Source organism: Burkholderia sp. BCC0097 (genome assembly GCF_902832985.1).
Classification (GTDB): Bacteria; Pseudomonadota; Gammaproteobacteria; order Burkholderiales; family Burkholderiaceae; genus Burkholderia; species Burkholderia orbicola.
This window is the reverse complement of record NZ_CADFDM010000003.1, coordinates 464,756-486,959: the sequence shown is the minus strand read 5'-3', so window position 1 is coordinate 486,959 and position 22,204 is coordinate 464,756. Positions and strand designations below refer to the sequence as shown.

The 22,204-nt window shown below is 63.8% G+C and carries 21 protein-coding genes; 3 read left to right on the top strand and 18 right to left on the bottom strand.

Annotated features, from left to right (window positions below):
• Positions 1-13: 13 nt before the first annotated feature.
• From HWX07_RS11990 to hemN, 3 genes are all read right to left on the bottom strand, one after another.
• Entirely contained in the window at positions 14-670 is a 657-nt protein-coding gene (locus HWX07_RS11990; RefSeq protein ID WP_006476691.1) for a protein-L-isoaspartate O-methyltransferase, read from the bottom strand.
• Between the two features lie 104 nt (positions 671-774).
• Entirely contained in the window at positions 775-1,032 is a 258-nt protein-coding gene (locus HWX07_RS11985) for a hypothetical protein (protein WP_175876379.1), read from the bottom strand.
• Between the two features lie 97 nt (positions 1,033-1,129).
• Entirely contained in the window at positions 1,130-2,521 is a 1,392-nt protein-coding gene (gene hemN, locus HWX07_RS11980; protein ID WP_175876378.1) for an oxygen-independent coproporphyrinogen III oxidase, read from the bottom strand.
• A 173-nt stretch (positions 2,522-2,694) separates the two neighbouring features.
• Here hemN and HWX07_RS11975 point away from each other — a divergent pair, with 173 nt between their 5' ends.
• From HWX07_RS11975 to HWX07_RS11965, 3 genes are all read left to right on the top strand, one after another.
• On the top strand, positions 2,695-3,012 hold the full coding sequence (locus HWX07_RS11975; RefSeq protein ID WP_175876577.1) for a YkgJ family cysteine cluster protein: 318 nt from the start codon (positions 2,695-2,697) through the stop codon (positions 3,010-3,012).
• Complete coding sequence (locus tag HWX07_RS11970) at positions 3,009-3,590, top strand: DUF1439 domain-containing protein (RefSeq protein ID WP_175876377.1); 582 nt, start codon at positions 3,009-3,011, stop codon at positions 3,588-3,590. Before HWX07_RS11975 ends, HWX07_RS11970 begins: the two co-directional genes overlap by 4 nt.
• A gap of 79 nt (positions 3,591-3,669) precedes the next feature.
• Entirely contained in the window at positions 3,670-4,500 is an 831-nt protein-coding gene (locus tag HWX07_RS11965) for an undecaprenyl-diphosphate phosphatase (RefSeq protein WP_175876376.1), read from the top strand.
• A 94-nt stretch (positions 4,501-4,594) separates the two neighbouring features.
• On the opposite strand, the gene trmB is transcribed toward HWX07_RS11965, so the two are convergent.
• The 15 genes from trmB to clpK all read right to left on the bottom strand — a co-directional run bounded on the left by trmB (position 4,595) and on the right by clpK (position 22,141).
• Positions 4,595-5,371 (bottom strand): tRNA (guanosine(46)-N7)-methyltransferase TrmB, encoded by a 777-nt coding sequence (gene trmB, locus HWX07_RS11960; protein WP_175876375.1) that lies wholly within the window; start codon positions 5,369-5,371, stop codon positions 4,595-4,597.
• A gap of 318 nt (positions 5,372-5,689) precedes the next feature.
• The gene (locus tag HWX07_RS11955; RefSeq protein WP_054478959.1) at positions 5,690-6,598 is read right to left on the bottom strand and encodes a LysR family transcriptional regulator; all 909 of its coding nucleotides are present in this window, start codon (positions 6,596-6,598) and stop codon (positions 5,690-5,692) included.
• Positions 6,599-6,830: 232 nt separating this feature from the next.
• A complete protein-coding gene (locus HWX07_RS11950; protein WP_012761372.1) occupies positions 6,831-7,982 on the bottom strand; it encodes a trypsin-like peptidase domain-containing protein in 1,152 nt (383 codons plus the stop codon).
• A gap of 24 nt (positions 7,983-8,006) precedes the next feature.
• Positions 8,007-8,972, bottom strand: a complete 966-nt coding sequence (locus HWX07_RS11945) for a zinc metalloprotease HtpX (protein ID WP_054478931.1) — start codon at positions 8,970-8,972, stop codon at positions 8,007-8,009.
• Positions 8,950-9,447, bottom strand: a complete 498-nt coding sequence (psiE-GI, locus tag HWX07_RS11940; protein ID WP_012761374.1) for a heat resistance protein PsiE-GI — start codon at positions 9,445-9,447, stop codon at positions 8,950-8,952. Before psiE-GI ends, HWX07_RS11945 begins: the two co-directional genes overlap by 23 nt.
• Positions 9,444-11,159, bottom strand: coding sequence for a heat resistance system K+/H+ antiporter KefB-GI (kefB-GI, locus tag HWX07_RS11935; RefSeq protein ID WP_054478929.1), 1,716 nt, complete (start codon positions 11,157-11,159; stop codon positions 9,444-9,446). The genes psiE-GI and kefB-GI overlap by 4 nt, the downstream gene beginning before the upstream one ends.
• A 3-nt stretch (positions 11,160-11,162) precedes the next feature.
• Positions 11,163-11,603, bottom strand: a complete 441-nt coding sequence (gene trx-GI, locus HWX07_RS11930; RefSeq protein ID WP_023109331.1) for a heat resistance system thioredoxin Trx-GI — start codon at positions 11,601-11,603, stop codon at positions 11,163-11,165.
• Positions 11,593-12,738, bottom strand: a complete 1,146-nt coding sequence (locus HWX07_RS11925; RefSeq protein ID WP_054478957.1) for a hypothetical protein — start codon at positions 12,736-12,738, stop codon at positions 11,593-11,595. Before HWX07_RS11925 ends, trx-GI begins: the two co-directional genes overlap by 11 nt.
• A 79-nt stretch (positions 12,739-12,817) precedes the next feature.
• A complete protein-coding gene (gene hdeD-GI / locus HWX07_RS11920; RefSeq protein ID WP_054478927.1) occupies positions 12,818-13,429 on the bottom strand; it encodes a heat resistance membrane protein HdeD-GI in 612 nt (203 codons plus the stop codon).
• Between the two features lie 96 nt (positions 13,430-13,525).
• Positions 13,526-14,413, bottom strand: coding sequence for a heat resistance protein YfdX2 (gene yfdX2 / locus HWX07_RS11915; RefSeq protein WP_054478925.1), 888 nt, complete (start codon positions 14,411-14,413; stop codon positions 13,526-13,528).
• 102 nt (positions 14,414-14,515) lie between these two features.
• Entirely contained in the window at positions 14,516-15,430 is a 915-nt protein-coding gene (gene yfdX1, locus HWX07_RS11910) for a heat resistance protein YfdX1 (protein ID WP_003454955.1), read from the bottom strand.
• A gap of 22 nt (positions 15,431-15,452) precedes the next feature.
• The gene (gene hsp20-GI / locus HWX07_RS11905; protein ID WP_003454952.1) at positions 15,453-15,911 is read right to left on the bottom strand and encodes a small heat shock protein sHSP20-GI; all 459 of its coding nucleotides are present in this window, start codon (positions 15,909-15,911) and stop codon (positions 15,453-15,455) included.
• An 87-nt stretch (positions 15,912-15,998) separates the two neighbouring features.
• Positions 15,999-17,816 (bottom strand): ATP-dependent zinc metalloprotease FtsH, encoded by a 1,818-nt coding sequence (gene ftsH / locus HWX07_RS11900; protein WP_128664146.1) that lies wholly within the window; start codon positions 17,814-17,816, stop codon positions 15,999-16,001.
• A 27-nt stretch (positions 17,817-17,843) separates the two neighbouring features.
• Complete coding sequence (locus HWX07_RS11895; protein ID WP_054478921.1) at positions 17,844-19,274, bottom strand: phospholipase D-like domain-containing protein; 1,431 nt, start codon at positions 19,272-19,274, stop codon at positions 17,844-17,846.
• A 17-nt stretch (positions 19,275-19,291) separates the two neighbouring features.
• Positions 19,292-22,141, bottom strand: a complete 2,850-nt coding sequence (gene clpK / locus HWX07_RS11890) for a heat shock survival AAA family ATPase ClpK (protein WP_128664145.1) — start codon at positions 22,139-22,141, stop codon at positions 19,292-19,294.
• Between the last annotated feature and the right edge of the window lie 63 nt (positions 22,142-22,204).

Genomic DNA, 22,204 nt, shown 5'->3' with positions numbered 1-22,204 from the left:
GAGGCTCCGCCGCTCAGAACTTGAAGCGCGACGGCTCGATCGCGTTGACCAAGTGGTCGATGTACGTTTCGAACACGTCGGCGACGCGGTACTGCTTGTCGTCGATGCGGGTGATGATCTGCGCCTTCATCACCGGACGGCCGCCGACGAACGCCGACAGGCGGCCGCCGATCTTCAGCTGCTCGAGCATTTCCTGCGGCACGACCGGCAGGCCGCCCGCGACGCAGATCACGTCGTACGGCGCCTTCGCGGCCCAGCCACGCGAACCGTCGCCGAGCACGACTTCGGCGTTGGTCACGCCGTCGTTGCGCAGGTTGTCTTCCGCGAACTTCGCGATCGTCGGATCGATCTCGACGGCCGTCACGTGCTGCGCGCGATGCGCGAACAGCGCGGCCAGATAACCCGAGCCCGCGCCGATCACGAGCACGTTTTCGTGCTTCTTGACCGCCAGTTCCTGCAGCACGCGTGCTTCGACGCGCGGGAACAGCATCTTGCTGGCGCCGCCGGGCAGCGGCAGTTCGAGATCGGCGAACGCGAGATCGCGGTATTCGGCCGGCACGTAGTTTTCACGCTTGACGATCGACAGCAGGCCCAGGACATCCAGATCCAGCACGTCCCACGGACGGATCTGCTGTTCGATCATGTTGAAACGCGCGTTTTCGATATTCATGGTGTGGTCACGCAGCCTGGTCGGCCATCAGCGGGGATAGAGAAACTTCGTGATTGTACCAAACGGCACGGCCGCGAAGCCTTCAGGCGGCCTGCAACAGACCTTTACCCCTTGCTCTTCTTGATCTGCGCCTCGAAGGCGAGGTCGAGCTTGCTCGCCTTGCGCGGCTTTTTGGGGCCGAATTCGTCGACGAACTTGACGAATTCGTCGAGCGGCAGCGGCTCGCAGCGCTTCTCGGCGGTGCCGCCCGAGCGGTCGACGAGATAGAACAGGCCGCCCGCCATCGCGACGGCCGCGTATTGCGGGTTGCCGGAGCGGGTCTTCAGGCGTTCGACCGCGTGGGTCGCTTTGGTGGTGCGCATCTTTGGGGGGCTGGCGAAGCGGATGTAAGCCTCACACTCTATCAAACCGGCCGCCCGCGTGCGGTCGGCGCCTGCCCGTGGCCGGCGCGAACCGTTCCTAGACCGTACGGGAGTAGCGCTGCCGCGACGTCTGGCCGAGGTACGCGTCGAACGCCATCGCGATGTTGCGCACGACCATCCGGCCGGCCGGATGGATCGTCAGCCGGTCGGCTGCGATCGTCAGCAGCCCGTCGCGCTCGAACGGGCGCAGCGCGTCGAGCTCGCGCGCGAAATGATCGGCGAAGCGGATGCCGTGCGGGGCCTCGACATGCGAGAACGGCAGTGCGAGGTTGCACATCAGTTGCGTGATCACGTCGCGGCGCAGCCGGTCGTCCGGCGTGAGCCGTACGCCGCGCGTGATCGGCAGCCGGCCCGCGTCGAGCGCGGCGCCGTACGCGGGCAGGTCCTTCGCGTTCTGCGCGTAGACGTCGCCGACCTTGCCGATCGACGACACGCCGAAGCCGATCAGGTCGGTATCCGCGCGCGTGCTGTAGCCCTGGAAATTGCGTTGCAGCGTGCCGTTGCGCTGTGCGCGCACGAGTTCGTCGGACGGTCGAGCGAAGTGGTCCATCCCGATGTACACGTAGCCGGCCGACGTCAGCATGTCGATCGCGAGGCCGAGCAGCGCGATGCGCGTTTCCGGCGGCGGCAGCGCCGCATCGTCGATCTGCCGCTGCATCTTGAACAGGTGCGGCATGTGCGCGTAGCCGAACACCGACAGGCGATCGGGCGCGAGTTCGATGATCGTTTCGAGCGTGCGCGCGAACACCGCGACCGTCTGGTGCGGCAGCCCGTAGATCAGGTCGACGCTCACCGAATGGAAGCCCGTCGCGCGCGCGGCGCCGAGCAGGTCGGCGGTCATCGAGAGCGGCTGGATGCGGTTGATCGCCTGCTGCACGACCGGGTCGAAATCCTGCACGCCGAGGCTCAGCCGGTTGAAGCCGATCGTGCGCAGGTGGACGAGCGTCGCCGGGGTGACCGTGCGCGGGTCGATCTCGATCGAGAACTCGGCGTCGGTGTCCGGCGCGAGCGCGAAATGCTCGCGCGTGGCCGCCATCAGTTCGGCCGTTTCGTCGTCGGACAGGAAGGTCGGCGTGCCGCCGCCCCAGTGCAGTTGCGTGACGGGGCGTGACGGATCGAACAGCGCGGCTTGCAGCGCCATCTCGCGCTTGAGCTGGTCGAGATACGGGCGCGCGCGGCGGCGGTTGTTGGTCGCGATCTTGTTGCAGCCGCAGTAGAAGCACGCGGTGTTGCAGAACGGGATGTGGAAGTACAGCGACAGGTCGCTCGACGACGCACCGGGGTCGCCCGCCGCGCGGACGTAGTCGGCCGGGTCGAAATCGTCGCGGAATTGCAGCGCGGTAGGGTACGACGTATAGCGCGGCCCGTTCGCGCCGTATTTCGTGAGCAAATCGGGACGGAACATCGTGTCGGCAGAACCAGAATGCATGACGGTCTCGCGCTTTTTTAGATGCTTTCGAGTATATGAACGCGCGATCGGGCCGCATTGTGTAATAACGTCGCAGCCGGCGATGGCACAATGCGGGGTGGGGCTGCCGGACGCCGCGTCCGGTTGCCGCACCGTTTTGCGTTGTTCGTCGAGAGAGCCGAGTGTCCGTCGAAATGCCTGTCCGGCCGGCACCCGCCGAAGCCCTGCCGCCGCATGCGTGCCGCGAGGGCTGCGGCGCGTGCTGCATCGCCCCGTCGATTTCCAGCCCGATTCCGGGCATGCCCGACGGCAAGCCGGCCGGCGTGCGCTGCGTGCAGCTCGGCGACGACCTGCGCTGCATGATCTTCGGCCGGCCCGAGCGCCCCGCGTGCTGCTCCGGGCTGCAGCCGTCCGCCGACATGTGCGGCGCGTCGCGCGACGACGCGCTCGCGTGGCTCACGCGCCTCGAGGTCGCGACGCGGCCGGCGCATCCAGGAGAGAAATCAGCATGACCGTCCCTCGCGCGCCCGGCCGGCGCCGTTTTCTCGCTGCCGCTGTCGGCGCCGCCGGCGTGTGCGTATCGCTTGCCGCGTGCGCGTCGACGTTCCCGTTCATCCCCGATCACTACACGTTCTCGCGAGGCGACGTGCAGAAGGCCGTCGCGCGCAAGTTTCCTTACCAGAAGACGGTCGCGCAGGTCGTCGACGTGTCGCTCGCGAACCCGGCCGTCAACCTGCTGCCCGACCAGAACCGCGTCGCCGTGCAGCTCGACGCGAATTTCGCGAGCCCGTTCCTGCGCGGGCCCGTCAGCGGCAAGTTCACCGTGTCGGGCCAGCTCGCGTACGACGCGCCGAGCCGCTCGGTCGTGCTGAAGGCGCCGGCCGTCGACAGCCTCGTGCTCGACGGCGACGCGCAGATGTACGCGCAGCAGGTCGGTGCCGCCGCCGGCCTGCTCGCGACGCAGTTGCTGACCAATTACCCGATCTACACGTTCAAGCCGGAACAACTGCAATTTGCCGGGGTGAACTACGAACCCGGTACAATTACGATCCTTACAAACGGCATACGCGTGGCGATCGTCGAAAAGTGACGATGGGGCGCGCACGGCCGGGCGGGCCGCGCGCGCAAGAGTGGCCTTTTCTTTCGACCATTTCGGAGTTGGGCCACGGATGGACTGGATCCTGATCTGCAAGGCATTGATCCTCGGCGTCGTCGAGGGGCTGACGGAATTCCTGCCGGTGTCGAGCACCGGTCACCTGATCGTCGCGGGCAGCTTCCTGAATTTCAACGATTCGCACGCGAAGACGTTCGACGTCGTGATCCAGTTCGGCGCGATTCTCGCGGTCTGCTGGGAATACCGGCAACGGATCGTGTCCGTCGTGTCCGGGCTGCCGAGCCGGCCCGATGCGCAACGCTTCACGCTGAACGTCGTGATCGCGACGATTCCCGCGATCGCGCTCGGTCTCCTGTTGGAGAAGAAGATCAAGGCCGTGCTGTTTTCACCGGTGCCTGTCGCGTTCGCGCTCGTCGTGGGCGGCGCGATCATCCTGTGGGCCGAGGCGCGCCAGCGCGAACGCAGCGAGCCGCCGCGCGTGATGTCGGTCGATGCGCTGACGCCGCTCGACGCGCTCAAGGTCGGGATCGCGCAGTGCTTCGCGCTGGTGCCCGGCATGTCGCGCTCGGGCTCGACGATCATCGGCGGGATGCTGTTCGGGCTCGACCGCCGCGTGGCCACCGAATTCTCGTTCTTTCTCGCGATCCCGATCATCTTCGGCGCGACGCTCTATGAAACCGTGAAGGACTGGCAGGCGTTCACCGTCGATTCGCTCGGGCTGTTCGCGCTCGGGCTCGTCGCGGCGTTCGTCAGTGCGTTCGTGTGCGTGCGCTGGCTGCTGCGATACGTCGCGACGCACGATTTCACGGTATTTGCGTGGTACCGGATCGCGTTCGGGTTGTTCGTGCTGCTGGTGGGTTACAGCGGGTGGCTGAACTGGGCGTGAGGCTGGCGAGCGGTCGATGCGCCGCAGCATGAAAAAAGCCCGACCGGCGTGAGATGCCGGTCGGGCTTTTTTCATGCTGCGCGGGGCGGGGCGCTCAGCCTGCGCGCTTGCGGAACACCAGATCCCACACGCCGTGGCCGAGTCGCAACCCGCGCCGTTCGAATTTCGTCACCGGGCGGTAGTCCGGGCGCGGTGCGTAATCGGCGGCGGTGTTTTCGAGCGTCGGTTCCGCGCCGAGCACTTCCAGCATCTGCTCCGCGTAGTTCTGCCAGTCGGTCGCGCAGTGCAGGTACGCGCCGGGCTTCAGGCGCGACGCGAGATGCGCGACGAGCGGCGGCTGGATCAGCCGGCGCTTGTGGTGACGCGCCTTGTGCCACGGATCGGGGAAGAAGATGTGCACGCCATCGAGGCTTGCCGGCGCGATCATGTGCTCGAGCACCTCGACCGCGTCGTGCTGGATGATGCGGATGTTCGACAGACCCTGCTCGCCGATCAGCTTCAGCAGCGCGCCGACGCCCGGCTCGTGCACCTCGACGCCGAGGAAGTCGTCGCCCGGGCGGTGCGCGGCGATTTCCGCGGTCGACGCGCCCATCCCGAAACCGATCTCGAGGATGCGCGGCGCGCTGCGGCCGAAGATCGCGTCCCAGTCGGGCATTTCCGGCGCATACGGGACCACGAAGCGCGGGCCGAATTCGTCGAGCGCGCGGCGCTGGCCGGTCGACACGCGGCCGGCACGCGTCACGAAGCTGCGGATGCGACGGTGGTGCAGCGGGTTGACTTCGTCGGCGCCTTCGCCAGCTTGGTCGGCTTCGTCGGGAATGGCGTCGTCGTGCGGCGGCAGGCCGGCTTCGTTCGGATCGTCGTGCATCATCGGTACAGAGAAAGGCTCGGTTCGGGCGAGGGCCCGTTGCGCAGCAGTGCTGCCGGGCGATTCGGCGCATGGTACAAAAAAGCCGCCTTCGACGAGGCGGCTCATGCGCAGGCTGTTGTGCAGCCGGAAAGTGGAGCGGGTGAAGGGAACATCATCGTGTTCCCAACTCGTTGATTGATAACGAGTTTTCCGCACTCGGCGAACCGAGATGGACATAATTATGGACTGAAAAACCACGCTTGGTCAACGCGCGCTCCGAGCAAGTCCAGTGCGAGCCATGGACAGCCAGCAGTAGCCAATGTACCCGAGCGCTCAACGTCACGAGGCCGGTTCATCTCCCTTTGGCAGGAACTCCTCGCGGGCGCGCTGCAGAAACCGCTTCATGGGCTCAGAGGGTTCGGCGCTGCGGCGCAGCAGGTAGGTGGACAGCATGGGCGGCGTGCCGGCCAAGGGGCGAACGGTTATGTCGGGGCGGTTCAGGGTCTGCACCTGCGAGGCAATGGCGAAACCTAGGCCATAACCGGCACCGACCAGAGTCAGCATCACGCCTAGGCTCGTCACCTGATCTACCAGCTTGAGCGGCTTGGACGCACCTTGAAGCACCGCCTGGATCTGGTGGTGGCAGCCCGATCCCGCGTCCGGATGGAACAGTACCAACGGAAACTTCAAGGCTTCATCCAATGGCACTTCCGCGTGCGCCAACAAGGGGTGGCGCACGGGCACGATCACCGACAGAGGATCGGTCCACACGGGCTCGGCGACAAGGCCTTCGCTCACCGCGTCCGACAGCGCAAAACCGATGTCCAGCAGATCGTTGTGCAGGCCCTTGAGCTGCTGCGCGAAAGGCAGCTCGAAGACGCGAATCTCCAGTTCGGGCTCTTCCTCGCGGCTGCGCGCCAGCAAGGTGGCAATGTGGGGCTGCGCCAAGCTGTCGCAGATGGCGATGCGCAGATAACCCTGATAGCCCTGCGCCGCCGCCTTTGCGGCACTCACCGCCTGCTCCACGGTGGCCAGCACGCGCCGGCACTCACCGAGGAACACTTGACCGGCCCAGGTCAGTCGCGTCTGGTGCGCGCTGCGGTCGAACAACTGCACGCCGAGCGTGGCTTCGAGATTTCGCATTGCGCGCGACACAGGCGATTGTTCTACGCCAAGGCGCTCGGCCGCTCGCGCGAAATGCAGTTCTTCCGCGACCGCAACGAAATAGCGCAGTAGTCTGAGTTCCAATGCGGCCTCCTGTTTGCCTCGTTCCTGGCCTGCGTCCACCTCATGCGGATTGCGCCTCGCTTTCTCCTTCGATGATTGGCAAGAGGTTCCGGCGTTGCATGCTTGCCTATTCGGATAGGCAGATCGCATCCGAAAATTACGGAGGTTGAGGCGGAACGCTACCTGGCCGAAGACCTGAGAACCTCAATCGCCGCGACGCTGCACTACCGCCTGATCCACAGGTTCAGTTCAATCAATTCCCGGGTTGCAGCTCCACACGCACCTCGCGCGATTTGCCGGCCCGTTCCACTGACAAGACCACCACATCGCCGACCTTCCTGTCGTCTAGCCGCGCGAGCAGCTTGGCCACATCGTCCGTCGCCTTGCCATCAACATCGATGATGCGGTCGCCCGGCACGATGCCTTGCGGCGTGACTTCGACACCCGCGAGGCCGGCCTTGTGCGCTGCCGAACCAGGGGTAACACGCAACACGAACACGCCCTTGCTTCCGGTCAGTGCAAGCAGGCGCTGATTGAGCTGTTCGTCCACCTCAATGCCCAGCGCCGGACGGATGTACTTACCGGTCTTGATGAGTTGCGGGACTACGCGCATGACGGTGTCCACCGGCACGGCGAAACCAATCCCGGCCGAGGCGCCGGAGGGGCTATAGATCGCCGTGTTGATGCCGATGAGCCTTCCTGCCGAATCGAGCAGCGGCCCACCGGAGTTGCCAGGGTTGATGGCGGCGTCGGTCTGGATCAGGTGATCGATGGCCGGGCCGCCCGCTTCTCCGGGTAACGAGCGGTCGAGCGCGGAGACGATGCCGGTGGTGAGCGTCCAGTCCAGGCCGAAGGGGTTGCCGATAGCGAACACCTTCTGACCCACCTTGAGGTCGGCACTGGTGCCGACCGGCACGGCCGGCGGGCGCTTGAAACCGACGCCAATCTTGAGCACGGCGATGTCGTGCGCTGGGCTCGTCCCCACCAGCGCGGCCTGGTAGTCGCGGCCATCGGCGAGTTTGACCGTGGCTTCAGAAGCACCCTGGATGACGTGGAAGTTGGTGACGACGTGGCCGGCATCGTCCCAGATAAAGCCCGAACCGGTGCCGCGCGGCATGGAAAAGACATTGCGAGTCCAGACGTCGCGCACCAGCTGCGCGGTGGTGATGTAGACCACCGAAGCGCGCGATTCTTCGAACAGTTCGATGGTGGCTTTCTCGTCCGCCGCCAGATCGCCACGCGCCGTCACGGTGCGATCTGCCGCCTCGCGCGGACTGAACCAGGCCTCGATGGCGGGCAGGAACTGCCACAGCAGCATGAGCGTGGCAATACAGGCGGTGATGAAGAGCCAGCGCCGGATGAAGGGGTCCGGTGCGGGGCGTGGGTACGGGTCGGGGTAGGCCATGAGAAGTCTCCTGTTGATAGGCAATCAGCGCCACAGCCCGCTCGGGTGCCAGCGCGGCGGGCGCGGCGTCACAGCGGATTCCGGCAAGAAATGGGGCGCGTGGAATGGCAACGCTGATGCTGGCCCAGGCGCCAACGTCAGCAGGCGTGCGATACGCTCTTGCGTTGCCGGATGCGTGCGCAAGCAGGAGGGCTCGGGATTGCCCCATCCCGGCCACAGCCAGGCACGCCAGGAGCGGCTGACCCGCTCGATTTTCGCCAGCGCGGACGCCAGCCCCTGCGGGTCGCCCGTCAGTTCCGCCGCGAGGCGGTCAGCGTCGAACTCACGCACGCGAGACAAGCCGAGCTGTGCGAGCAGGGCCAGCTGGGGCGATGCGGCCAATAACAATAGACCAGGCCAATAGACCTCCGCCGCGCCAACCAGCAGCGCGGGCAGGTTGAGCAGGATGGCGATTTGTCCCATGAGGGCCAGCAGGCTCGTGAGGCGACTGACGGAATCCGCCAGCCTCATGACGCGCAGATCCTCATTGGTGATGTGCGCGATCTCGTGCGCGAGCACACCCGCCAGCTCGCGTGGGCTCAGGCTGCGCAGCAGGCCATCGGTGAGGGCGATCGATGCCTCCTGCTTCGATCCGGTGGCGAAGGCGTTGACGACGGCACTGGGCACATAGTGCGGCACCGGCGTGGCGGGCAAACCGGCACGGGCGGGCAGCTCGCGCAACAGGGCCCACATCTCGTGGGCTTCTTGCGGGTGCAAGGCCCGTACGCGGTACAGGCGCAAGCTCAGCGCCGACGCGGCTACCGGTTCCAGCAGCAACGCACCTGTAACGGCAAACAGCGCGAGCCACAGGCCGCCTTCCCCAAACGGCAGTCTCCCTGCTGCGGCTGCGATCCCGACCAGGGTCAGGACCAACAGCCCGGTCTGCAGGCGGTTGAGCCAGCGGTGTTGCAACAGCGCCGTGCGCGGATCACTGGGATGATGACGGGTCATGCTCAGAGGTCTCGGCGGCGCGGTCGCCGCGCTTGCGCAGCAGCCAGTAGGTCGCACCCAGAGCCAGCGTGGCGCCTGCCAGCGCGGCTATCTTTGCGGGGCTCGCCTCGGGGTCAAGGATCACGAACTTGCGCGCCAGCGCGATCAGACCGATGAGGATCACGGTCTTGACCTGGATGATGCTGTCCCGACGCAGCGCCACGCGAACAATGGAATGCTTGAACTCCATCGCGATCAAGAGCGTCATGATCATGCCGAACACACTCTGGAATACCTTGTGATCCAGGGGATTGAAGGCATCGAGGACCAGCAGCGTGAAGACGATGGCGATGAGCTGGAACAGCGACACCACGATGATGACGGCAATTACCGCCGACAGAACGAGGGCGACGACCTGCTCGAAGCGCTCGTATAAACTCATGATGGCCCATTGGTCACGGAAGACCTGAAATGGATTGCGGCCTGTTGACTTCATGCAGATGGACTCCCTGCGACATTGCCGCTGTCGAGACGGCGGCGCATCGCACTGATGTTTCGTTCGACGAGCTTGGCCGACATGCCAAGCGACGACATCACTTGTTCCGCCAGCCCAAGGCCTGCGGCAAAGGATTGCTGGTACACACGCACGTTGGGCATGGCGCGAAATGCATCGGCCGCGGTCGTACTTCTGCATGACACCCACAAGGTCAGCGCCGGACGGCGCTCGGCAATCGCCTGGGCGATGCGCAACGCTTGCTGGGCATGGGCGAACGTCAGCACCACCATGTGCGCATGCGTCAAGCCGGCAGCCAGCAAGGTATCGGGCCGACTGGCATCGCCATGGAACACCGGCGCGCCGGCGGCACGCGCGGCCTCGACCTTCTGCGCGTCCGCCTCCAGCAGCAGATGCGCCACGCCGGCGTGGCGAAGAATCTCGCTGACTGTCAGGCCAAGCTCGCCCGCGCCGCAAACGATGACATGGTCTCGATATCGCGCCGTCTGCGCGGCGATCTCGACTTCTTCAGCCTGGGGTGGCTGAATGACGCCGCCGGTGCGGCTCAAGAACCGGGCAAGTACATCGTGATGGCGGATCAGTAGCGGTGCCAGGGCCATGCTGAGCACCAGCGCAACTAGCATGGGTTGTACGACGGTCGCGGGGATCAGATGCTGCTGCAAGACCATGCCCAACAACAGCAGGGCGAACTCGCCGCCATGCCCCAACGCTATGCCCGTGCGCCAGGCATCGAGGGCGGACAGGCGCGTCGCCCGCAAGGCCAGGGTGTTGAGCCCGATCTTGACCGGTACCAGCACTGCCAGCCACGCGAACACCGCCAGTGGTGCCGAAAGAATCTGCGCTCCGTCCAACTGCAGGCCGATGGTCACGAAGAACACCCCCGACAACACATCGCGAAACGGTTTGAGGTGGCTTTCCATGTGGTGACGGAAGTCGCTCTCGCCCAGCACCATGCCGGCCAAAAACGCACCCAGGGCGGCGGATACGCCGACCGCGTGTGCAGCAGCGGCGGCAGCCACCACCACGCACAAGGAAACCAGCACGAAGGATTCTTCGTGGCCCTGCCGCGCCACCCAGCCCAGCAGGCCATGCAACAGACGACGGGAGGCGAGGGCCGCTGCCGCGAACAACATCAGCACGCCCAACACTTCGAGCAGCACGCTCTCGATCTTCGGCGACTCGCCGCGCGCCCAGATCGCCAGCAGGGCCAGCAGGGGCACGCTGGCCAGGTCCTGAAAGACCAGCACGGCGATGGCGCTGCGGCCGTGGCGGGTGGTGAGCTCGCCTTGGTCGGCCAGCTGTCGGCTGACCAGCGCCGTGGACGACATGGCCGCCGCAGTGCTGAGCAACGCAGCGCTCTGAACTGGCTGTCCCAGCCACATCAACATCAAGGTCAGTGGCGTGGCGACAGCGATCATCTGCAAGCTGCCGGCCGCCAATACGGTTTTACGGGAAAGCCAGAAGTGCCCGAGGGAGAACTCCAGCCCAACCATGAACAGCAGCAGGGCCACGCCCAGCTCGGACAGAAAATCAAGCGCTTCTCCCGGCGCGACTACACCGCTGACCGACGGGCCCAGCAAGGCGCCGACGGCGAGGTAACCCAGCAAGGCGGGTACTCTGAACGCCGCCGTCGCCACCGCCGCGAGGCTGCATGCCGCCAGCAGGATCAGGGTGGCGCCGAGCAAGTCCTGCATCGGTCAGCGCCCCACCTGTGCAGATGCCCAGCGCACGATGTCCTGCGCGCCCAAGGCGCCGGCCTGACGCCCGATCTCCCGCCCACCCTGGAACAGGGCGAGCGTCGGAATGCTGCGGATGCCGAACTGCGCGGCCAGGTGGGGTTCTGCCTCGGTATTGACCTTGGCCAGCCTGACCCTGGGTTCGAGCTGGCGCGCCGCTTGCTGGAACTGCGGGGCCATCATCTTGCACGGCCCGCACCAAGGTGCCCAGAAATCGACCAACAGTGGCAGGTCGCTGCGCTCCACGTGGCGCGAGAACGTCGCCGTGGTCAACTCGATGGGTTCGCCCGTGAACAAGGGCTGCTGGCAGCGGCCGCAGTTGGGATGTTCCGATAGCTTCGCAGTCGGTACGCGGTTGATGGACTGGCAATGCGGACAGACGAGGTGAAGATTATTCTTCATGGTTCGCCTCCTTGGACCACAGTGAGGCTGCCGCGCTTCGGGTCACAGACAATGCCGACCAATCAACGCCTTGGAGCCAATCGTTCCCGTCTTTGCTTACTCCGGCCTCTTCCAAATGAGCAGCGATGAACGCTTCGGCCTGCATGAGCCACCTTTGGACAGTATCTTCCTGACTAGGAATCAGCAGGATTTCAGAGACGCTGCTGGCATCCAGCCCGTCCACACGGATAAGCAGAAAAATGCGCCGCCACAAACGCGGCATGTCCTTCAGCAGGTCGAATGCAAAAGCGAACTCGCTCGACCGATCAACTAGCTCCTCCTGTTCCGCGATCGTTGCGGCATCGGGATGCTGACTGTCAGCGATGATATCGGCCAGCCTGAGTGTGTCATCGGGCTGATAAAATTCGAAGACTTCCTCTTCCACCATGGCCTCGGCGACGTCTTGGGCATCCGGTTCGACCGGCGCGTCCAGAGAAACGAATTCGCCAAATTGCCGGCTGCTTGCCACTTCGTGATCCAGGACGGCGAACAGATGCTTCAGAAGACCGATGTAAGCCGCTTTTTCTTCCGGCACGGATTGCCATTCCACCTCAGCTTGGACAATCGCTTCATCCACCACGTCGCGCAGCGTCGGATAATCGCGCGGTAAATCGCCGACGGCACGCAGATAAGCCAGCTCACGCCTTGCGACAGCCTCAAGTTTCGACAGTAGAGGCATTCGGGTCGCCTCGGCCTCATGGGCGGCTGACGCGGGTTTTGCGGCAATCCGCACCTTGAGCTCGCGCAAGCGCTCGCGTCGTGCTTTGCGCTTGATTTGATCCTGAGCATGCAGTCGGTCAAAATGCTTCTTGGCCTGACGGAACAACGACTGTGCGAGCATCTGCGCGAGGGGCGTCAGCTCGTCATGTGATGCAGTAACGCTGACAGTCTTTTTGCCGGGCAGGTGCATATAGCCACTGGCCAGAAATTGCCGCTTGATCTTGTCGCGATCAAGGACGATTTGAAGTCGCACTGAATCTTTAGTGTGTTTGTCGAGCAATGGCTTGAGGGCGTGCTCGATCACATTTCCCAAAGCTCTCTGCCAAGGTTCATGAAACTCTTTGTCGATAGCTCGATAGCTATATTGCATCTGCATGTATGACTCCTTCGATGTCATTTCTATGGAGGTATGAATCGAGGATGCTCATATCCATAGAATTTAGTTTGACCCGCTCTTATCCCTGGCGCGTTTTGCGAAGACGCCAACTCAAGAACAAAAGCGTGACGCCATAGACTGCCGCATAGAAGCCCAACAGCCAGCCTGCGGCCAGGAATGACTCGACCGGACGGGAAAAAAATATCCACAAGACGATAGCGCCAAGGACAATCGAGAGCAGTCCACTGAAGGCAAGCCAGATTTCACCCTTGATTTCTTGACGCAGCCGAACGGCGGCGGATATCTCCAGCACACCGGTGAAAATCGCCCAGAACCCCACGCTAGCCCATAAAAAAGAAGCCATGACCATCGTGGCGACCCAAGGAGCAACCAGGACGACGACGCCGGTAAGTATGCCGACAATGCCGCTGAACAGCAGCCAGCCCCAGCGCTCTTTTTTCTGGATATGGCGCACCGCTGCAAACAAGTTGAACGCGCCATTGACCAAGGAAAATGCGCCGAACATGATGGTCATGGCCAACAGAGCCGATTGTGGCATCCAGAACGCGAGGGCTGCGAAAATCAATGCCAAGACACCGCGCAACGTAAAAAGCCACCAATTTTGGCTCAGCGAACACAGTGCTTTGGTGGGGTCATCCGCACTGGAATCGGCGATGGTGTCTGTGTTCATGCTATATCTCCTAAAGATCTAATGGGGTGAAAAAGCAAACACTCCTGAGCCAAGAGAGGGGCGCGACGCGCCCCTCTTACGCCCTATCCAGCGGTTTCAGAACAACTTGGACAGCTTTGCCTTGATTTCATCGAGCCAGCCTTTTCCGCCGCCTCCCCCAGCCGTCTTTTGCTTGACTTTCTTGAGTTCAGTATACAGGGGCTCAAAGTCCTTCTTCTTTCCATAGCCCAGCAGTTCTGCCATTTCCAACTGCTGCCGCGCTTCGTTCAATAATGTCTCCAGGCGCTCATTGGACGCTTCGCTCCGCTGACCATCTTCTACCAAGGTCTCGGCGCGCTTCAGGAGCAGCTTCGCACGCAGGACGGGCAGCGGAAGCACGCTGCGCTCCTCGACCAGCGTGCTGAGCGCTGACTGCAGCGCGGCTTTGGCTTCTTCGATCTTGCCCTGATCGATCAGCGGCACGACTGACTTCACGGCTGCGGGATAGGACGCCAGAGGGATGTTGGTGACCGCGATCACGATTTCACTGGCCAGCAAAGCCAGCACGTGACGTGCCCGTTGCACCTCGCCATGTTTGAGGGCATCCAGCGCCTCGTCGGTCATCGCCTCAATGGTTTGCGTGTTGGCGAACAAGTCGTGCACGATGGTGCGCACATCAACGGGGGCCAGGGCGAGCGTGGGTTCGCGCGCAACGATCAGCTCCAGCTTTCCCGTCACTTCGGCCAGCGTTGCCAATGCGCGTGCAGCGTCCTTGCCGTCAAGTGCGGCCAGCGCTGATTTGGTCAGCGACAAGGCCGAGACGGCCTCATCGAGGACTTGTTTACGTTTGTCTGCCGCCTGCGAGTCCGTTTCCTTCTGAACCTCAGGCTGTACCTCCGTGACGACTTCAGCCTTGGCCTCTGGACTGACAGGAAGGCTGCTTACCGCGGCCTGTTCGTTTATTTCTTTGTTCGTCGCATTGGGATTCGATGTTTGCTCATTCATGGTGATATGCCTCGTGTGAGTTAGTGAAAATAGGCGAATCTATTGGGGCTGACTGCGAACATCGCGAGACTGACCGACCGAACAGTCGGCCCCTTCATCATCTCAAAACAGCTTTTGGAGGCGCGTCTTCAACTCGTCGAACCATCCCTTGCCGCTTTTGCCACCAGCCGACTTTTGCTCAATGGACTTCACATGATCGAAGATGGGTTTGAAATCCGCCTTCTTGCCATAACCCAGGATCTGCGCCATCTCGATCTCCGTGCGCACGGACGACAGCAAGGTGCTGAGCTCCTCGTTCTGCTTGGCATCGCGCTTGTCGGTCTCGGCCAGCTTTTCAGCTTTTGCCATCGCGGCTTCAGCCCGTAGCACGGGCAGAGGAAAGGCGACCGAGGTCACCACCAGCGTGTTCAGTGCTCGGGCGAGTTCCGCCTTGGCGTCGTCGATCTTGCCGCTGTCGATGAGCCGTGCGGCCGACTTGATCGCTGCCGGGTACGTTGCCATCGGCAGGTTGCCGGTTTCGATCACGATTTCGCTGGCCAGATTGGCGACGATGGGCCGGGCCTTTTGCACCTCGCCATCACCCAACAACTCCCGAGACAACTTGACCGCTTTCTTTACCGATTCCACGTTGGCATGGATATCGTGGGTGATGACGCGTACATCGACCGGCGCCAAAGCAAGTTTGGCGTCGCGTGCCAATACCAGTTCCAGCTTTCCGCTGGCCAGTTCCAGCGCAGCGAGCGCCTCCTTGGTCTTCTTTGCATCAAGGAGGGTCAAAGCCTCCTGGGTCTTGGTGAGCGCCGTGATGGCGTCTTGAGTGAGCTCGGCACGCTTTTTATCGGCTTCCCGGGCGGCCTTGTCATCTACCTGTGGCTGTGCCGCCTTGGATGCGGCAGAGGGTGCTGCAGCACCTGGGCTAGAACCTGCCGCCGATTGGGCCAGAGCCGGTCCGCTCAGTCCGACGACGACCGCCAGGGCAAGTGCGGAGAAGGTGTATTGTGGCTGTTTGATATTCATGATCTTGGGCTCTTGATTGAAGTTAGTTGACTGAGATTTCAATCTGTTTCGGTTTGGCTTGCTCGGCCTTGACAAGCCGCACTTCCAGCACGCCGTCTTTCATGGAAGCCGTCACCTTGGTCGGATCAACGTTGTCAGGCAAGACAAAGCTGCGCACAAAGCGGCCATACGCACGTTCGATGCGGTGGAACTTCTTGCCCTGCTCCTCTTTTTCCAGTTTGCGCTCGCCGCTGATGGTGAGCACGCCGTTTTCCGCGCTGACGCGCACGGCATCCTTGGGGACCTCCGGCAGATCCAGCTTGAGGAGGAATGCGTTCTCATCCTCGCTGATGTCCACCATTGGTGCCCAGTCCGCCGTGGTCATGGCTTCGTTGCCGGTACGGGCGCCCTGTCGCTGGGGTGTCCCTCCCAACATCGTCGCCAGGCGGTTTTGCAATTCATCCAGTTCCCGGAAGGGGTCCCACGGAGTCAATGCAGACATATCGGTTCTCCTTGAACAATGCCGGCGAATTGGATGACGCACCGAACAGAGCCGCCGGCTTACTCTGAATGGCACCTACTACTGTTTTCAGTTCCGAACAAGTCCTTGAGTCAATTGACGGATATCGCTTTCGTCGAGCGTTTCCCGCGCCAGCAGTTCGCGCGCACAACGCTCCAGCACCGCGCGGTTGGTGTCGAGGATCCGGTAGGCGCGCTCGAACACGCCCATCACGATGTCGCGGATGGCCTGATCGATGCGCGCCTGGGTCGATTCGGCCACCCGGCAGCCGCCGTGGGCCAGTTCCGGTGTATCGAGAAACCGAGGCCGCTGCGCCTCGAAGGCGATGTAGCCCAGCCCCTCGTCCATGCCGAAGCGGGTGATCATGTCGCGGGCAATATCGGTGGCTCGCGCGAGATCATCGGCAGCCCCGGTGGACAACTCACCGAACACCAGCTTTTCGGCGGCACGTCCGCCCAGCAGCACGGCAATCTTGTGTTCCAGGTCGGCGCGCGTCATCAGGAAGCGGTCTTCGGTGGGGCGCTGCAGCGTGTAGCCCAGCGCGCCGATGCCGCGCGGGATGATTGAGATCTTGTGCACGGGGTCGGTGCCGGGCAGCGCCAGCGCCACCAGCGCATGGCCCATCTCGTGGTAGGCCACGGTTTCCCGCTCCTTGGGATTGAGCACGCGGTTCTTCTTCTCCAAGCCCGCCACGATGCGCTCGATGGCGGCGGTGAAGTCCTGCAACTCCACGGCGGACGCTTTGCGCCGGGTCGCGGCCAGCGCGGCCTCGTTGACCAGGTTCGCGAGGTCTGCACCCGAGAAGCCCGTGGTCAGCGCAGCCACCTGTTCGAGATCGATATCCTGGGCCAGCGTCACCTTCTTGACATGAACCTTCAGGATGTCCAGCCGTCCCTTCTTGTCGGGCCGGTCCACCAGCACCTGACGGTCGAAGCGACCGGCGCGCAGCAGCGCCTGGTCGAGGATTTCGGGGCGGTTGGTGGCGGCGAGGATGATCAGCCCGACCGAGCTGTCGAAGCCGTCCATCTCCGTGAGCAGCTGGTTGAGGGTCTGCTCGCGCTCGTCGTGGCCGCCGATGGGGCCGCCGACGCCGCGCGCGCGGCCCAGCGCATCGAGCTCGTCGATGAAGATGATGGCCGGCGCCTGCCCGCGGGCCTGCTCGAACAGGTCGCGCACGCGCGCTGCACCCACGCCGACGAACATCTCGACAAACTCTGATCCGGAGATGGAGAAGAAGGGCACCGCCGCCTCGCCGGCAACAGCCTTGGCCAGCAATGTCTTGCCGGTGCCCGGTGGGCCGACCAGCAACACGCCCTTGGGAATGCGCGCCCCGAGCCGTCCATACTCCTGCGGATTCTTGAGGAAATCGACGATCTCAACCAACTCCGCCTTGGCTTCATCGACGCCAGCGACATCGGCAAAGGTCACGCCAGTGTTCTTCTCCATGAATACCTTGGCGCGACTCTTGCCGATGCTCAGGAAACCACCCATGCCCTGCTTCTCGGCGAAGCGGCGGAACAGGAAGAACCAGACGCCGAAGAAGGCCACGGCCGGCAGAATCCAGGAGAGCACATCACGCAGCCAGGTGCTTTCCACCACTCGCGCGTAGGACACATCGTATTTCGACAGCTGCTCGGCCAGGTCGGGTTCGACGCGGGTGGCCACGATGGTGGTCTTGCCACGACTGTCCGGTGATTTCAGACGCCCGGTAACCGTGCGGTCCGACACCAATACTTCGGCGACGCGCCCCTCGGCCAGCGCTTTCTCGAACTCACTATAGGGAACGGGTTCAACCGTCTTCGCCGCCTGCCAGTAGTTCTGCAGCGTCAGCAGCAACAGGCCGGCGACGATCCAGTAGCCAATGTTCCATTGATCTTTCTTTTCCATGGGCAATGTTCCTCGCAAGTCGTGTCGCTAGAGAATGGGGGTGAACAGACGGGCCACCCCGTCGCGCAAGCGGATGGCCAGCGGGTGGGCGCGCAACGCCTTCGCCGATATCTCGCCCGACGCATCACGAGCGGCATCAAAAAGGGATGACAGCCGCGTAGACAACACGGTGTCGTACACCTCCACATTGAACTCGAAGTTGAGGCGCAAACTGCGCGCATCCCAATTGGCCGAACCCAGGCAGCACCACGCTCCGTCTACCAGCATCAGCTTGCTGTGGTCGAACGGGCCCGGCCGTTCGAAGATGCGCACACCGTGCTCCAGCACCTGCCAGTAGTGGGCGCGTGCGGCCCATTGCACCGTGGGATGGTCGCCGTTTGCGGGCGTCAGCACGTCGATACGCACGCCGCGCAACGCGGCCGTGCTTAGCGCCGCGATCATCGGCTGATCGGGCACGAAGTAAGGTGTCCAGATGCGCACCGAATGCTTCGCCGCGCTCAAAGCGCCCATGAAGGTCCAGCGCAGCCGGTCCAGGGCCTCATCGGGACCGGCCTCGATGCCGCGCGCCCAAGAGGTTCCTTGCTCATCAGCCGTTGCGGGCGGTTCGCCCCAGAGACCCTCGTTGAGCCGCTCGCCCGTGGTATCGCACCAATCGTCGGTGAAGCACCGCATCAGATGCGCAACCACCGGCCCGCGCAGACGAAAGTGCAAATCGTGACAGGCCCGGCCCGGCGCATCGGGCCGCCAATACGGGCTGAAGATGTTCATGCCGCCGGTGAAACCCGTCTCGCCATCGATCACCAGCAGCTTGCGGTGATTGCGCAGATGCGCGGCATGCAGGCGCGCGGGAATCAACGTCGGGTTGAACGTCGCCGCCGGAACGCCGGCGCGCTGCAAGGCGCGGTAGGCGCTGCGGGGCGTCCAGCGGGCATACACGTCGTCGATCAGCACCCGCACTTGCACGCCGCGCTCATGAGCCCGGCGCAGCGCATCGACGAACTGCGCCCCGATGCCTTGGCTGTCGAAGATGTACGAGGCCAAGGCGACGCTGTACCGCGCCGATTCGATGGCGGCGAGCATGGCCGGGTAGGCCTGCTCGCCATCGACAAGCGGCTCGATGCGGTTGCCGCCGGTCAGCGACTGGCCGGTGGCGCGTCCCACCAGGTGGGCCAGACCGGCAAGCGGCGGCGATACAGCCTCGGGCATCGTGGGCGAGAGGTCCTGCCGAACAGCAGGATCTGCCCCCGGGAAGAGCCGCCGCGCCCGCCGCTGGTAACGGTTGATGCCGAACAGCCCATACAGCAGCGAACCGCCCAGCGGCAACAAGGCGATCAGCAGTACCCACAGCGTGGCCGATCGAGGGTCACGCTTGTAGATGACCGCGTGCCCCGCTGTGGGGATAGCGACCGCCAGCGACACGAGGGTGGCTGCCCATGTCAGCCCGTTGGGGTCGGACACGACAGCCTCCCCATGACTCAAGATTCGCCGCCCGCTGACTTCTTCTTGCGCGCAGGCTTGCTCGCGTCGCTAGGCGGCGTCTCGGCCGCGTTCGCGGCATCGGGCTTCTCAGGCTCGGCCGGCTTCGCGGGTGGCTCCTGGCGCTCGAAGACCACCCGTTCGGCCTTGTCGTCCCAGCGGGCGCTGGCGTGATCGGCCTTGCCGATACCGCCACCCAGCATCTCGCGCGCCAGTGCCGTCTCCAGCTCGCTGCGGATCAGCCGCTTGAGCTCACGCGCGCCGAACTCGGGCTTGTAGCCTTCCTCCGCGAAGTGATCGATCAAGGTCTGATCGAAGGTCAGCGTCACGCCCTGGCTGGCGGCGTTGCGGGCCACACGATCGAGCTGCAGGCCGACGATATGGCGGATCTCCTCCTTGCCCAGCGCATGGAAGACGATGATTTCGTCTATGCGGTTGAGGAACTCGGGGCGGAAGTGTCCGCGCAGCACGTCCATCACCTCGAACTTGGTCTTCTCGTATTCCTCGCCGGCGGCGCCACGGGCCTTCAGCCGACGCTGGATGATGTCCGAGCCCAAGTTCGAGGTGGCGATGATGATGGTATTGGTGAAATCCACCACCCGGCCCTTGCCGTCGGTGAGCCGCCCGTCGTCGAATACCTGCAACAGGATGTTGTAGACGTCGGGGTGCGCTTTTTCGATCTCATCGAGCAACAACACGCTGTAGGGTTTGCGCCGCACTTTCTCGGTGAGCTGCCCCCCCTCGTCATAGCCCACATAGCCCGGAGGCGCGCCCACCAGGCGTGCCACGGTATGGCGTTCACCGTACTCGGACATGTCGATGCGCAGCAGCGCACCTTCATCGCCATAGATCGACTCGGCCAGCGCCTTGGCGAGTTCGGTCTTGCCCACACCCGTCGGCCCGAGGAACAGGAAGGTGGCCACTGGCTTGCCGCCTTCGCGCAGGCCCGCGCGCGCCAGACGCACGGCATCGGCCACCGCGCGCACCGCTTCGTCCTGGCCCACCAGGCGCTCGTGCAGCCGCTGCTCCAGATGCAGCAGCTTCTCGCGTTCTTCCACCGTCAGCTCGTTGACCGGAATGCCGGTCAGGCGCGAGACGATCTGCGCGACATGCTCGGCTTTGACTTCGGCGCTGCCCGAGGCGCGCTCGCGTTCCCATTCCTCGACAAGCTTCTTGAGTTCGGCCTCTTTGGTCTCGATGTGCTTGCCCAGCTCGGCGGCCTTGTCGTACTGCTTGCGCGAGGCCACATAGTCCTGCTCACGCCGCAGCTGGTGCAGTTCGGACTCCAGCTCTTGTACGGCCACTGGGCGGGCCGTGGCCGACAGTTTCACACGCGCGGCAGCCTGGTCGAGCAGGTCAATTGCCTTGTCGGGCAGAAAGCGGGCGGTGATGTAGCGGTCGGACAACTCGGCGGCGGCGATGATCGCGTCCTCTGTGATACTGACCTTGTGGTGCGCCTCGAACGTGTCGCGCAGGCCGCGCAGGATCATCATGGTCTGCGCTACCGTCGGCTCGGGCACCATCACCGGCTGGAAGCGACGCTCCAGCGCGGCGTCCTTCTCGATGTACTTCTGATACTCGTTGAGCGTGGTGGCGCCGATCAGGTTCAGCTCGCCGCGCGCCATCATCGGCTTGAACACGTTGGCCACGTCCAGCCCGCCTTCGCCGCCACCCTGGCCGGCACCGACGATGGTGTGCACCTCGTCGATGAAGAGAATCAGCTCACCCTGGTGCTCGGTCACTTCCTTGAGCACCTTCTGCACGCGCTCCTCGAACTCGCCGCGGTACTTGGCGCCGGCCACCATGGCATTGATGTTGAGTTCCACCAGGCGCTTGTCGCGCAGCGTCTCGGGCACTTCGCCGGCGACCATCCGCTGCGCCAGCCCTTCGACGATGGCGGTCTTGCCGACGCCGGGCTCACCGATCAACACCGGGTTGTTCTTCTTGCGCCGGGCCAGCACTTCGATGGTCGTCTCGATCTCCTGCGCGCGGCCGATGACCGGATCGAGCTTGCCCTCGCGCGCCATCTTGGTGAGGTCGCGCGAATACTTGTCGAGTTCCGGCGTGTTGGTCGGCGTCTCGGCGCGGCCATCCTCGGCCCCTTTGCCGACCACCTTGCTTACCTGCTGGCGCAGCGCTTGCGGCGTGAGGCCGTAACGGCGCAGCAGGTTGGCCGCCAAACCTTCGCCTTCCTCGGCGAGCCCGATCAGGAAATGCTCCGGCCCGACATAAGAGTGGCCGAGTTCGTTGGAGGCCACGAAAGCACGGCTGAGCGCATCCTTGACACGTGGCGACACGCCGATCTCGCCTTCGAACGGCTTGTCGCCACGCTTGGCTTCGGATTCGATTTGCCGCTTGAGGTCATCGACCTTGATCTTGAACTGCCCCAGGATGGTCTTGACCACGTCGCTGTCGGATAGCGCCAGCAGCAGGTGTTCGGTATCGACTTCGGGGCGGCCAAATTCGGCGGCATGTTTGGCGGCCTCCTGCAACAAAGCCTCGGACTGTTCGCTGATGCGGCTGGCGAGCCCACTGCCGCGACGGCGCGCAGTGCCCGTAGCAGCCGGGGCGGGTTCGCCGAACGAGGCATCGACCACCTCGTCGGTATCGGCCGCCATGGACGGTGCGTCGTCACCGATGCGGAAGAAGTCGCTGCCGAGGAAGTCTTCGAACAGGCCGCTACGTGAGCCGAACAACGCTTCGAGCGGCGAGACGGTGCGCTTTTGCTGGCGCACCAATTGGCGATAGTGCTCGTCACACAACAGCATGGTGCTGTGGCGACCATTGAGATTGGCTTCCACCCGCACCGTGGCGGGCTGGCCGCAGACTTGGCATTGTTTTCTGGCCATGCTGATGCTCCTGTAAAGATGGATTTGATGAGACGCCGCCGATCACGAAGCCTCATCCTTTTG